This is a genomic window from Mucilaginibacter flavidus, assembly GCF_024055575.1.
Lineage (GTDB): Bacteria > Bacteroidota > Bacteroidia > Sphingobacteriales > Sphingobacteriaceae > Mucilaginibacter > Mucilaginibacter flavidus.
This window is the reverse complement of sequence record NZ_JAMXOE010000021.1, coordinates 48,454-61,901: the sequence shown is the minus strand read 5'-3', so window position 1 is coordinate 61,901 and position 13,448 is coordinate 48,454. Positions and strand designations below refer to the sequence as shown.

Sequence of the window (13,448 nt, the reverse complement as noted above, 5' to 3'; positions counted from 1 at the left end):
CTGAAATAATGCTATCATAGATGAACCGGTAACAAAACCACTTTTTTTGACATTGATTTTATGTACTATTAATTAATGAATCAGGATAAACTTCATGAGGCAAATTAGAAAAGAATAAAACCGCAAGTCATTCCACACCAAATTCAATAGTAAAAGTACAATATAAATAATTGATATTTAACACATTTCATTATTAGCGACAAGCCATTCTCATCAATTTAAACTATCGGCAATTTTCTGTTGCCCCACTTTTATAAACATCCACACGGTAATTAAGGTTAATACCATTGCCGGCAATCCCCGGTATTGAAAATCGCTGTTAATGAGTTCTTCAATTTTGGCGCGCGAATAATTGTGTGTCAGATAGCCCTGCAAATTTTTTGCAATATAAATAAAGCTGATAAAGAAGATCCAAAAAATAGTAAGCCCGTAAATGCCGACCAGCCATTTAGGGATGCTTTTTGGCCGCAACCAAAGCATAGGAATTGTTAACAGCATAGGAACGAAGGCCAGGATGAGCATCCAGATAAATTTTGTTGGCACGATAGCCTCCCTGAAAGCAAGCCAGTCTTTGGCGCCAACCGGAGTGTACAATGAGAAACTTACTAAGGCATCATAATTTATCGTCCAAAATGTGAGATTAAAAAACAAGATAAACACCCAGCGGCTCAGTAATTTTATATCGCTTAAATACCTGTTCAGCAACCAAAACCCTATTAAAACCTGCATTAAAGAAGGTATGATCTGGAAGTTTAAACTAACGCTCAGCAAGTGCTGGTAAAGCGTTGCATCAAAACCCTTTATCCATAACGATAATTGAATTGGAAGTATAACAAACAAGGTTGCACAAACAGAAACAGCACCCAGCACGATGGTAACCCAAACGGCCTGCCGCGGAAATGCGCCGGGCCGAAACCAAAGCATCAAAACGGATATGAACACCAACGCGACAGAAGAATAAATCATCAAAATTCTTGCCGAGGCATTAAACACACCCATATAAGCATCATAATGTTCACTAATTTTAGGGAACGATGGATAGATGATAAAATAGTTTGACGTAATGGTGCTGAAGTAGTAAAGGCTAACCAGGTAATAAGCGGTCATCACACCAATTATTTTCAGGCTAAGGGGGCTGTGTTTTGGGTCTGATTGTGTCATATTATTGGTTTTATAATGATTTGGTTATTATGAATTTTGACCGGTAAAATATTGCCCCAGCATAAAAAACAAGATTGCGCAAACAGAAACAGTGCACAATGCAATGGTACCCCATCTGATATGTTGAGGAAATGAAGCAGGAAAACAAAGCAGCAAAACAGATAGCAGCAAAAGCGCTGCCGCCGGGTAGATCATTAAAGCTCTTGCTGTAGTAATAACTGCCGTAATATCTATTCCATACAGTTCGTGTATTTTAATAAATAATGGACTATTGATAGCATACTCATCAATACGGGTGCGCAAATAGTAAGAGCCAAGCAGGTAAAAAAGTATTAACGTTCCAATACCCATTAATATAAAAGATTTGTGCTTTAAAACTGGTTGTGCCATGGCCCTGATAATAATTGGTCAAAAAAACAATTGCGAAAATTTGCCGGCAAATGCCTGCCATGGTGCAGATAGCTGAAACTGCCAGATCAAATGCATAGCAACCAAAATGCCTAGTGTAATTACATAAGGTTTATATGGCCTTTTATTGATAGCGTCATAAATAATAAATCCTATTGCCAACGCATCTGTTAACAGCAGCGAGTATTCAATCGCCAGCGGAAACGGTACCCCGCCGTAAATGATCATTGCCCTGCCTACGCCGGGCCCAAGCATTAAAAATGCAGTAGCTATCATATAGCGCATATGGTAAGCGCTGTTTTTTTTATAAACCAGGGCCAATATGTACAAAGCGGCGAAAGCGAAAATATCGGGCAGGTTCAATGCCAGGCCGGCAATGTTCTGTTCTTTCGGGATGGTGGGCGCCAAACGCTGAAACTGGCCTTTGGTAACTAAAAAAATAGAGAGTAACAGCAACGGCACCAGCACATAGGATACCTTGCCCAAATTGCGGTGCAGTTGATACTTTTTGTAGCGGATTAAAAATGGCTGAACAATGAGCATGGCAAACCAGGTTAACATCATGAACCCATGAAAGTGCTGCACGGTGGTTATACCATTAAAAGAAGGAAACAGGCCGAAATAAGTTCGGTAAAAGCCCCAGATAACAAAGGCTAAAATTACGACTACAAAGTAGCTCACATTTTGATAGGTTTTTTCCATGACTGGTTTGGTGTTTTATTTCAAAAATGACTTAAAAACAGGTAGTTATGGTGGTAGAAAATCGGCATATTTTATTTTATTTTCACCACACCTTCCGTTACTTTCGGAAACTTTGAAAATACCAGCGGGTCGTGACCGGGAAGAATTAGGTCGATATTTTTTACCATGCCCCTCATTCTTTTTAGATTTTGTAGATACGCCTTTTGGTCCAACGTTATCGGAATCGACAACAAATTGGTAAGGTTATAGTAAAGCCAGCTATTATCAGATGCGATAATTACTTTATCTGCCCCGGTGCCTACCAATACATATTGACATTCAAAAGTGTGTTTTGAACCTATAAATACGCGTATTCCCGGTATAATTTCTACACTGTCTCCTTTTACCAAAGAGAGTTTCCCGTTCAAATTCCGCTGGACTATTTTAGCGACGTCTATTGTATTAAATCCATTATCAGGATTTTCGCCTTTTTGCCAGGCCGTACCTACAAAATAGTTAAAGTCTCCTTTTTGCATCCACACCATAGCATTTGGAAAAAGATCGATACCGCCAATATGGTCCCAGTGCGGGTGGGTTATAATGATGTCGGTGATGTCAGCAGGGTTGACATTTATTTTCTTTAACATGGAATCGGGCCGGGTGTAAGTAAATGCCTGCCGTGGATAGGGTTTAATTGGTTCGGTAAACCCGGCGTCAACCAATATTGTTTTACCATTATTCCCTTTAAGTAAATAAACGATATAGCATATATCGGTGCTGTCCTTACTAGTTGATCCAACAGCGGCGGCGGTAAGCGGCATTTTGAAATTAAGTGAAGCGAATTTTAAAGCGTAAATTTGATAATTGGGACTTTGGCTGAATACGTTGCCGCCGGTTATGGAGAGTAGCAACACCAAAACAAAAAGCCTGATTCTGAATCTGAAATTTTTTGGGGTTATCATATTTGATTGTAAATTGAATTAATATAAAGTTGCCTGTTAACCAGCACAAGCCAGCTTACATCCCAAACTATCAGTATCCTTTCGGTAAGCCCCCTTAATGAGGGCGGGCTGAAGAGGAAGACAATGAACATAGCAATGCCCAGCCCGCCGAACACCCATGATGTTTTTGCCACAGCACACCAGTTAGCATTCCTGGTAAAAATAAAACCCCAGGCAAGCATAGAGATACCCAGGTTCACTAAGGCAATTAGTGCCGAAAAACCATGAATTAAGCCCTGGGGTGTTGGTGGCGTGCCCGGCAGGTCGGTAGTGAATATTGAAAAAAGGAAAGCGCCGGTACACCAAATACATAAAGTAACAATGGCGGTTTTAGATGCTTTAATGCTTTTTAATAAACCGATGAGCAGGCATAGCGAGCCTGTTGCGAGACAAAAGAAGCCAAGCGTCATGAGCCAGCCATAGTTACCTACCGCGTATTCGCTCACAAAGCTGCCAGCAATGCTTTTATCCGGGCGGATAAAATGCATTAAAGTAAAAATGAACAGGAAAAACAGGTTGCTGTACAAACCAGTAATTGCTAACGTTTTGCCGTATCTCATGGGGTTGATGTTTTAGTTTTTCTCTAAAACTTTTGTCCCCAATTTTTCCTTTTCTTCGTCGGTGGCTTTTTTAGTTCCCTGGCCGCTTACAAAATACCACTTCCCATTTTCCTTAATATAGGTTTCTGTGCGGATTACGGTGATTGCGACATCGCCTTTGGGAGTAGAGAATACAACATCGGCTACCAGGCTCTTTACCGCCGCATCGCCGTTATATATGCGCAGAATATAGGTGCCGGGTACAAGCTTTACAGATTTAAAAGTGAAATTATTATCATTAAACCCTTTTTTCCATTCTTCGAAACCATAGGATACTTTGCCTTCAGGTCCTACTGCGATATAGTCATCGTTTAAATACTGTGAGTTATCCTGCTGTGTGTTTAATGCCTCAATGGCTTTCCTGTCCTCGGGGTAATTAGTAGTGTTGTACTTACCTGCAGGCGGCTGTGCTTTTGCATAAGCAGCCGCAAGTACCATAAGCCCTGTTGTGGCGATAAAGATTTTAAGGTTTACAAATTTCATTTTATAAGTTGTGTTAGGTGTTTACAGGGTTAAAATTCAGCCATACGGCATAAATTAAAAAATACGTTATGGTGAAAGGCGGGTTTGATGAGTTAGCGGTATTATCTGTTAGGGATGGGCAACCGGGCGCTGTTTTTCGCCGTTCCCTCAAAATTCCGGCTAATCACCATGTCGGTTTAGGTAATGCAGTTTGCTTTAAGTAAGTTTAAATGCTATAAGTTTCCGTATGCGCCGAATCCTGTTTTTCGTATTCCTGTTCACTGTTGTCAGTTCACGGCTTGCGGCGCAGGATACCATCGTATTAAATGGGCAACCCAAATGGAAACAATCACTGGATATTGCCGACAAAAGTTTGTTTTTCGAGGAAACGTCAGATAAGCCACTAACCTTTACTGAAGCAAAAAGGCAGGTGTTCGGCCCATTTAAAACGGAGTACAGGCAGGAGAAATTCTCGTCGAGGCCACTTATCATCCAGTGGCATAAGTTTATCATCAGTAATACTTCATTAACAGATACTGTTGATTTACGGGTGGATGTAGGCGCCCATTATTTTTCGCGCTTATATAACAATAAACAGCTTATTGGGGTTGGCGGCGCTTTCCAGGCAAATGTTCCGCTCATCAATCAATTCGGGCTGCCGATAAAAATATTGCCGCACTCCACAGTTACCTATTGGGCACGGAACGAGGACAGGAAAGAGCAACTGATGAACGCAGGCATTTACCTTAAAACGCCATACCTGTCGGCAAATGATGCTGCTGTTGGCAACTACTTAAGCCGTTACCTGTTCCTGCTGCTTGCCGTATTAACGGGCTGCCTGCTTTTCATCGGTATTTATGCACTCTACCAGTATTATTTATATCGTGACACTTCCTTCATCTTCTATATTGGCTATACGTTTGCAGCCCTGCTTGCTTCACTATTCTGGATTGATATCAGGCTGCAGCTGATGTTCTTTCCTACCCTGGTAAGAGACATCATTTTTTCCTGCTACCTTTTTCTGATTCCGGTACTCTACACACTTTTTATCGGGAGCATGTTAAAACTGCCTGTACATTTTAAAAAAACATGGATAGCTGTAAAAGTGCTGTTAACCATTGCCGTTTTACAAATAGTTATCGAATTTCTGCAAGTACATTGGGGGTGGTTCATGTTTAATCCCAATTATTATTCATTGGTTTTATCCCTCTTGCCGATAATCATCATGCACCTTATTTTACTGGCGCTAACCGCCTTAAGTAAAGACCCCGTAAAATGGTTCCTGTTTGGTGGCTTGCTCAGCCTGTTGTTGCTTTGGTGTATCCCCATAACAGGTATTTTTGGTTTGGTGCCATCCCGAAACACCGAATTATTTCTCATACTCGTTTTTGTTCCCGGATTTTTGATATTGGGCCTAACCATCGAAGCCATTTGCTTTTCGTTTGCTTTATCATACCGTGCCAAGCTGGTTTTGACAGAGAAAAACGCCCTGCAAAAAACCTATGCCCTGCAGTTAGAAAGTGCGCTGGATAAAAAGATCCGGGAGCTTCAGATACAAAACAATATCAGCGAAGCGCAAAAGATAAAACAGGTGCAAACAGAGTTTGAACAAAAAATAGCAGAAACCGAAATGACGGCATTGCGTGCGCAAATGAACCCTCATTTTATATTCAACTGCCTTAACTCCATTAAGCTTTATACACTCGAAAATGATTCACAAACAGCATCCGAATATCTTACCATTTTTTCGCAGCTCATCAGGCTGGTACTGGAAAACTCACAATCGGAAAAGGTAACCCTGCAAAAAGAACTGGAAACGCTGCGCCTGTATATTGAGCTGGAGGCCATGCGTTTTAAGAACAAAGTACGGTATGAAATTAATGTAGACCCGGCAATAGATCAGCAATACACCGATATCCCGCCCCTTTTACTACAGCCGTATGTAGAAAATGCTATATGGCACGGTTTAATGCATAAAAAAGAAGGCGGGAATATTAAGATAGCTGTAACGCAGCCATCAGAACACCTGTTACATATTGAAATTATGGACGACGGTGTCGGGCGTGAATTGGCAGCAGCGTACAAAAGCAAATCGGCTACCCGGCAAAAATCGTTCGGATTAAAAATGACTTCCGAACGGATAGATATCATTAATCAATTGTATGAGATGAAGGCAGATGTTACCATTACTGATATGAAGGATAGTATGAACAACGCCACGGGGACAAAAGTAACCATTCAAATACCTGTTTAAATTATAATAAGGCTCGTTTACCGATCAAATAAAAAATGATTCACAGCGTAATACCACCAGCACCACATTTAAAAACATTTGTAAAGGATTACCTTCTGCTGCATTTCGTTTTTGACAATAATGCGCCACCGCCCGTAAAACCATTTCCTGCAAATACACAACATAGTTTGGTGTTTTACTTACGAGGCGGGATAAAAGCATTTGATCCCAAAACCGGCACCTCAAAAACGTTTGCCAAAACCGCCATCAATGGTTCGCAGGTGTCAAGGTTCGATTTTTATCTTTCGCCGCATTACCTGATGTTCGCGGTTAATTTCCAGCCCGGCACTTTAGCTAAGTTTTTACGCCTGCCGCTTACCGAATTTATTGACGAGCGCATTGATGCCGAAGCCATCCTGCCAAAAATAAACCAGTTGCATGAGCGCATGGCAAACTCCGACAGCTACGAAGGGATAGTGCAAATTGTTGAGGAATATATTTGGCAAAGGATATGCAATTTAAAAGCCGATTTTTATCCTATCGATAAAGTGATGCGGGTAATTACAGAAAAGCCAGGCGATTTTGAAATAAAGAGAATGGCCGGCCTGTCGTGCTTGTCTGTTAGCCAGTTTGAGCGCAGGTTTATGCAGCAAACTGGCATTACCCCAAAGCTATATGCCCGCATTAACCGCTTTTACCATGCTTACCAAATTAAGGACCGCGAGCCCGAAAGCAATTGGCTAAGCGTTGCCATTCAAGCTGGTTATCATGATTACCAGCACCTGGTTAAGGATTTCAGGCAGTTTGCTAATACTTTGCCACAGGCTTTAATCGAGGCACAGGCCGCAGCGCCCGAGCGGCTTTTAGGCATAGGTTGATCTTACATCTTAAATAATTTAGATATCGCGACATCAAAGAGAAAATTTACAGATACCACAATGCTTAAAGCTATTATTATAGATGATGAACCGGATTGCGTAAAGCTATTGGCCTTGCAGCTAAAAATGTATTGCCCGCAGATACAGGTAGTAGCCGAATGTACCGACAGCCAGGAAGGCCTTTTAAAAATAACCGCGCTACTGCCCGACCTGGTGTTCCTTGATATCGAAATGCCGGTAATGAACGGCTTTCAGCTATTGGAAAAAATAGGTCAAATTAATTTCAGCCTTGTTTTTGTAACTGCTTATGATCAGTTTGCAGTTAAAGCATTTCGCTTTAGTGCATTGGATTACCTGCTTAAACCTATTGACGGAAAAGACCTGAAAACCGCTGTAGAAAAGGCCGAGCAACGCAAATGGCCCGATAAACAGCAGCTTAGCCTGCTTAAACAGCAATTGCAGGGCGGAGAAAAAGCGTTTCCCGATAAAATTGCATTGCCTTTTCAAAACGGGGTAACTTTTGTAGAGATAAAAAATGTGATCTATTGCGAGTCGGACAATAATTATACCCGCTTTACTATGCTTGGCGGCCAGCAGCATACCGTAGCCAAAACCCTGGGCGACATACAGGAGGTATTAGAAGAACGGAATTTTTTAAGGGTACACCGCCAATACCTGGTCAACCTTGATCACATTAAAAAGTATGTACGTGGCGAAGGTAATTACCTAACCCTTTCGAACGATAAAAACATACCTGTTGCCCGCAATCAAAAGGAAAGGCTAATAGAAAAATTTGGTTGGTTGTAAACGTAAAATTAGGATATTATTTATTAAAAGAACTGATATTGAATTTAAAACCTACTTTTAATTTTTTAATTTGGTTGTGTTTAAAGTGAGTTAATTGTTGAGGTAGAATCGGGTATCATTCATTTCGCTACTAAAGATCAAAAAATTACGATTGTTTCAAACTACCGACGCAATGAATAAGTTTTTATTTATCCTTTCTCTTCTTTTTTCTTCAATTGCTACGGCTGCCATAAAAAATGACACTTCGGGTGTAATAGTAATCGATAAATTATCCGGTAATGGATTTTATCTTCACCATGGATGGAAGTTTCAAACTGGCGATGATCCTGCCTTTGCCAAAACCGATTATAATGATAATAATTGGCAGCTTTTAAACCCCGCTTTGCGCTTACCTAATTTACCAAAAGCAGCACAGCAGGGTATTGGCTGGTTAAGAATAAAACTCAGTATTGCGCCCGGTTTACGAAGAAATGCAGCAATTATAGTTGCACAGAGCCCGGCTTTGGAAGTGTTTTTGAACGGCAAATTAATAGCCCAAAGAGGAGTTATCGATAGCCGTTCAAAGTTAGGCAACGGAGTTTTTGATCTCAGCCCTATCGAATTGCCATTAACGGACAGCAACGTACAAGTTTTGGCTGTTAGGTTTGCTCACGAGTCTGATCTTAAATATTTCAACGGCTACCTGTTCCCACCGATCATAGACGCACGTTTTGTAAACGGACCACAAATTATTAATAATATTAACCAGGGTAATGATATCCAAACCGCATTGCTGGTAGGATTCAGTATTTTAGTTTTATTAAGTATCCTGCATATTATATTATTTCGTTATAATACTAAAAACAAGGGCAATCTGTATTTCGCCGCTTATGCTTTATGTTTCGCTATTTTTCTATTTTCTTCATGCATTGGTACCTTGCCGCAACTTATTAAAATTTGGATCTATAATGTTTTGATCGGTTCGCCATTTTATGTTATCAGCGCTTTATTGGGGATAAAAGCTTTGAATACACTTTTTAAGTTTAATTCGGGTTGGTATTATAAGCTTTTGATCTTCATAGCGGTAGTTGGCATAACTGACTTTGTTTTCAGTTTTCAAAAATTCAACATATATTTTGTAGTGATAGTGATTGTTACAGGTACCGAACTATTACTCGCTCTAAAAGCAATATGGTATAAAAGAAGGGGCGCTATACTTGTTTCGGCTGGTTTCCTGATCGGGCTTATCGGTACAATTATTAATTTATATTTTGCCGGCGACTTTCCTACGATACGTCTTGTACCTTATATTGCTTCTATTTACTTGGCAACTTTAGGGCCTCCATTAGGTATTTCTATATTTTTAGGTCGTGAATTTGCGTTAGACAGCCGGCTTCTTCAAATAAAACTACATCAAGTTGAGCAATTGTCCGCGCAAACAATTGCGCAGGAACAAGAAAAACAGGAACTATTGTCTTTTCAAAATGAATTATTGGAAACGAAAGTGAGGGAAAGAACCTCAGAACTTAACCAATCGCTTACTCATCTGCAAGAAACGCAAACGCAACTTATTCAAGCCGAAAAAATGGCTTCTTTGGGTGAACTTACTGCCGGCATTGCCCACGAGATACAAAACCCATTGAATTTTGTAAATAATTTTTCTGAAGTAAGCACCGAACTTATTGCTGATATGAAACAGGAGCTTGATGGTGGGAATACCGATGAAGCTAAAGCAATAGCGGAGGATGTAAAACAAAACCTTGAAAAAATAAACTATCACGGCAAACGTGCTGATGCCATTGTAAAAGGCATGCTGTTGCACAGCCAATCCGGTAGCGGTAGTAAACAGCTTACTAACATTAATGCCCTTGCCGATGAATATTTCCGTTTGGCTTACCATGGGTTAAGATCAAAGGACAAAAGTTTTAATGCCGAAATGGCGACCGACCTTGATCTTGATTTGCCCCAAATTAATGTAATACCGCTGGACATTGGCAGAGTGTTGCTCAACTTATTTAATAACGCATTTTATAGTGTAAGGCAAAAATCTAAAACTGTGGAATTTGATTACCAGTCGCAAGTATCCGTAACCACACTTGCAGAAAATGAGCAGATTGTAATTAAAGTAAAAGATAATGGTGTTGGCGTAGCTGACGCTATTAAGGAAAAAATAATGCAGCCATTTTTTACTACGAAACCTACAGGCGAGGGCATTGGTTTAGGTTTATCTTTAGCGTATGATATGATAGTAAAAGGACATGGAGGAAATATAAAGGTTAATAGTATTGAGGGCGAGGGGGCAGAGTTTATTATCACAATTCCTATAAGATAATCGCACGATGAAAATAATTATTAAAATCATTTCCGGTATTATCACGCTCATGGCATGCATTATTAACCATGGTTTTGGGCAGGATAACCCGGGAATTGTGCACCTTGGGAAATTATCGGCTAAAGGAATTATGCTTGATAAGGGATGGCGATATACCAATGGCGATAACCCTGATTGGGCAAATCCGGGTTTTGATGATACCAAATGGGCATTGGTAAATCCGATGCAGGATATCCATCAATTGCCATTATTAAAACCGGGAGTTATTGGCTGGTTCCGTTTGCGTTTTGCATTTGATAGTTTGGAGGATAAAAACCTGGCAGCAGTAATGCAGATCTCGGGTGCCTCAGAATTGTACGTAGATGGAAGATTGATACACCGGTTTGGTGTAATCAGTAACGACCCCGAAAAAATAATAGCATACGATCCTATTTACAAACCGTTATCCTTTGCCATTTCTGAAAGGGCAACACATGTATTGGCGGTTCGGTATGTTTTACAGCCCGGCGTAAGATACACGACCATGTATGAAACCCGAAATTTTGCTGTGCAAATACAGCTATTGACGGTAGATGGTGCAATAGATCAGTTTCAATCAGGCACAGGTTCAATGCTATTTATGCATTATTTTATCATGGGGGCCTGTATGATATTAATTATTCTTCATTTCGCCTTTTTTTTGTTTTACCCCACTCAAAAAGCAAACCTGTCGTTCTGTATTTATGCCCTGGGATTTCTGTTGTTCAATATTGTGCAGCATTATTTCTTTAGCGGATCAAACCTCGTCGCCTCTAAATTTTTTCTTGCAAATTTTTCGATGGACCTGCGGCTTGCATGTAATGTTTTCCTCCTTTCGGCGCTGTATAATTTGCTCGCCAGGCAAAAAGATAAGGCATATTGGGTGTTGGTGATTCTTTCCATTATTAGTGTATTTTTAAATACATGGCCATATAATGTTGGATGGAAACTTGGCGGTGCACTAATGGAAATCTTTATTGGAATGGGTTTAACACGTATTGCCTACCAGGCTACCAAAGTAAAGATCAGGGGCGCGTGGATCATTTTGGCAGGGACAATATGTTATTTCATATTTTTTTCCATATTCTTTACCTATGCACTTTTGCCAAATAGTTCTTTTCTGATTGATTTGTCAATCACCAGGATCGTTTTTTATATTCTCTCATTTTTAAGCATTCCCTTAGCTGTTTCAATTTTTCTCGGTCTCGATTTCGCTTATACCAACCGTTCGTTAAATGAAAAGCTCCACGAAATAGAGGAATTATCTGCTAAGAATATTCTCCAGGAGAAGGAAAAGCAGGAAATTTTGGAAGCTCAAAACGAGCGTTTGGAGATACAGGTACATGAAAGAACAAACGAATTAAGTCAATCGCTTATCGAACTAAGGTCGACGCAGTCGCAGCTGATCCAAAAAGAGAAATTGGCTACACTGGGCGAACTTACCGCAGGTATAGCCCACGAAATTCAAAACCCATTAAATTTTGTAAACAACTTTTCAGAAGTAAGCACCGAACTTATAGATGAGATGGAGCAAGAACTTGAAAAGGGCAATGCAAATGAAGCAAAAGTTATAGCACAAGATATTAAACAGAACCTTGAAAAAATAAACTACCATGGCAAACGAGCTGATGCCATTGTTAAAAGCATGCTATTGCACAGCAAAACTACCAGCGGTACGAGTGAGCTGACTAATATTAACCAACTTGTCGACGAATATTTGCGGCTGGCTTACCAAGGGCTAAGATCAAAAGATAACACCTTTAGTGTTGAATTGGTTACTGATTTTGATTCCAACCAACCTAAGATAAACGTGATACCGCAGGATATTGGCAGAGTATTAATAAACCTGTTCAACAATGCTTTTTATGCTGTAAATCAAAAACACCAAATGAAATTAGTTAATTATAAACCCGAAGTTAGGGTATCGACTTATGTTGAGCGTAAGAAATTGGTTATTCAAGTAAAAGATAATGGCATGGGTATTCCGGACGCTATCAAGGAAAAAATAATGCAACCGTTTTTTACAACTAAACCTACCGGCCAGGGCACTGGCTTGGGATTGTCGCTGTCTTATGATATAATTGTGAAGGGGCATGGAGGTGAGCTTATTGTTGATTCCCAAGAAGACGAGTACACGGTTTTTACAATTCATTTACAAATTTAGATTTGCTCAACCTTGGTATTTAACTTAAAACCGCGCACATTTACTTAGATGTATATTAGTTATTTACTAATTTCTTCTATGCCCGCAAGCGGCACAAAATGAGGCTAAAGGCGTTCTGTAATTTTTGCCGCAACTTTCACAGGGAGGGCCATATATGCTTATTCTATGATGCATAACTGCATTTGGGACGGTTTCATCAATTCCGGTAACTTCTTTGTAATATTCTAATAACGGTTGCATTCGTTGTTGGATAGTACCGCTGGTGTGAAATGCATTTCGGTAAAGTTGCGCAGCCTTCCCATACTCCGCCTCATCAAGCATTGGGATTTCCATTTGGCAACGCCAGCGATATAGCACCTTCATGTAGCTAAGTTAATTTTAAAAATCATACCCATAATCCGTTCCTCCAATATTTTCCTAAATTTAACCCAATCAACCCATGGTGTCGGAGCCTGCCCGGGCGTGACACAGTTTATTTTACAGGTCCGAAAAATTTAAAATATGGGAGTATTCAAGGTTATTTTCAGAATTATATTCGGATCAGCTATTTTTTTTGGTGTTTGCTGGATAATTAACTACCTTTTTGTAAAAAATGTACACTTTCTGGATATGTATTTTTTTTATATTAACATGCTGGAAATACTAATTTTTTTGATTTTTATTTTGGTAATGTTTTATAATCGTTTATTCAGAAAAATTCCGTTTTCCTTTTTTAAAACCGAACT

12 protein-coding genes are annotated in these 13,448 nt (G+C 39.9%); 5 read left to right on the top strand and 7 right to left on the bottom strand.

Features of this window, described 5'->3' with window-relative positions:
* Positions 1 to 213: 213 nt before the first annotated feature.
* The 6 genes from NAF19_RS23705 to NAF19_RS23680 all read right to left on the bottom strand — a co-directional run bounded on the left by NAF19_RS23705 (position 214) and on the right by NAF19_RS23680 (position 4,333).
* A complete protein-coding gene (locus NAF19_RS23705; RefSeq protein WP_252792835.1) occupies positions 214 to 1,161 on the bottom strand; it encodes a hypothetical protein in 948 nt (315 codons plus the stop codon).
* 27 nt (positions 1,162 to 1,188) lie between these two features.
* Positions 1,189 to 1,551 carry a hypothetical protein gene (locus tag NAF19_RS23700; RefSeq protein ID WP_252792834.1) on the bottom strand — a complete coding sequence of 121 codons (363 nt, stop codon included), beginning with the start codon at positions 1,549 to 1,551 and terminating at the stop codon, positions 1,189 to 1,191.
* Positions 1,552 to 1,569: 18 nt separating this feature from the next.
* Positions 1,570 to 2,271 carry a hypothetical protein gene (locus NAF19_RS23695; protein ID WP_252792833.1) on the bottom strand — a complete coding sequence of 234 codons (702 nt, stop codon included), beginning with the start codon at positions 2,269 to 2,271 and terminating at the stop codon, positions 1,570 to 1,572.
* A gap of 71 nt (positions 2,272 to 2,342) precedes the next feature.
* Positions 2,343 to 3,212 carry an N-acyl homoserine lactonase family protein gene (locus NAF19_RS23690; protein WP_252792832.1) on the bottom strand — a complete coding sequence of 290 codons (870 nt, stop codon included), beginning with the start codon at positions 3,210 to 3,212 and terminating at the stop codon, positions 2,343 to 2,345.
* Positions 3,209 to 3,811, bottom strand: a complete 603-nt coding sequence (locus NAF19_RS23685) for a DUF998 domain-containing protein (RefSeq protein ID WP_252792831.1) — start codon at positions 3,809 to 3,811, stop codon at positions 3,209 to 3,211. Before NAF19_RS23685 ends, NAF19_RS23690 begins: the two co-directional genes overlap by 4 nt.
* A gap of 12 nt (positions 3,812 to 3,823) precedes the next feature.
* Positions 3,824 to 4,333, bottom strand: coding sequence for a nuclear transport factor 2 family protein (locus NAF19_RS23680; RefSeq protein WP_252792830.1), 510 nt, complete (start codon positions 4,331 to 4,333; stop codon positions 3,824 to 3,826).
* A gap of 226 nt (positions 4,334 to 4,559) precedes the next feature.
* Between NAF19_RS23680 and NAF19_RS23675 the strand changes: the two genes are divergently transcribed.
* From NAF19_RS23675 to NAF19_RS23655, 5 genes are all read left to right on the top strand, one after another.
* The gene (locus NAF19_RS23675; protein ID WP_252792829.1) at positions 4,560 to 6,566 is read left to right on the top strand and encodes a sensor histidine kinase; all 2,007 of its coding nucleotides are present in this window, start codon (positions 4,560 to 4,562) and stop codon (positions 6,564 to 6,566) included.
* A gap of 35 nt (positions 6,567 to 6,601) precedes the next feature.
* Entirely contained in the window at positions 6,602 to 7,423 is an 822-nt protein-coding gene (locus NAF19_RS23670; RefSeq protein WP_252792828.1) for a helix-turn-helix domain-containing protein, read from the top strand.
* A gap of 60 nt (positions 7,424 to 7,483) precedes the next feature.
* Positions 7,484 to 8,230, top strand: coding sequence for a LytR/AlgR family response regulator transcription factor (locus NAF19_RS23665; RefSeq protein WP_252792827.1), 747 nt, complete (start codon positions 7,484 to 7,486; stop codon positions 8,228 to 8,230).
* Positions 8,231 to 8,402: 172 nt separating this feature from the next.
* Positions 8,403 to 10,541, top strand: coding sequence for a sensor histidine kinase (locus NAF19_RS23660; protein WP_252792826.1), 2,139 nt, complete (start codon positions 8,403 to 8,405; stop codon positions 10,539 to 10,541).
* Between the two features lie 7 nt (positions 10,542 to 10,548).
* Entirely contained in the window at positions 10,549 to 12,723 is a 2,175-nt protein-coding gene (locus NAF19_RS23655) for an ATP-binding protein (protein ID WP_252792825.1), read from the top strand.
* Positions 12,724 to 12,789: 66 nt separating this feature from the next.
* Here NAF19_RS23655 and NAF19_RS23650 read toward each other — a convergent pair whose 3' ends face one another.
* Positions 12,790 to 13,086 (bottom strand): hypothetical protein, encoded by a 297-nt coding sequence (locus NAF19_RS23650; RefSeq protein ID WP_252792824.1) that lies wholly within the window; start codon positions 13,084 to 13,086, stop codon positions 12,790 to 12,792.
* Positions 13,087 to 13,448 lie beyond the last annotated feature (362 nt).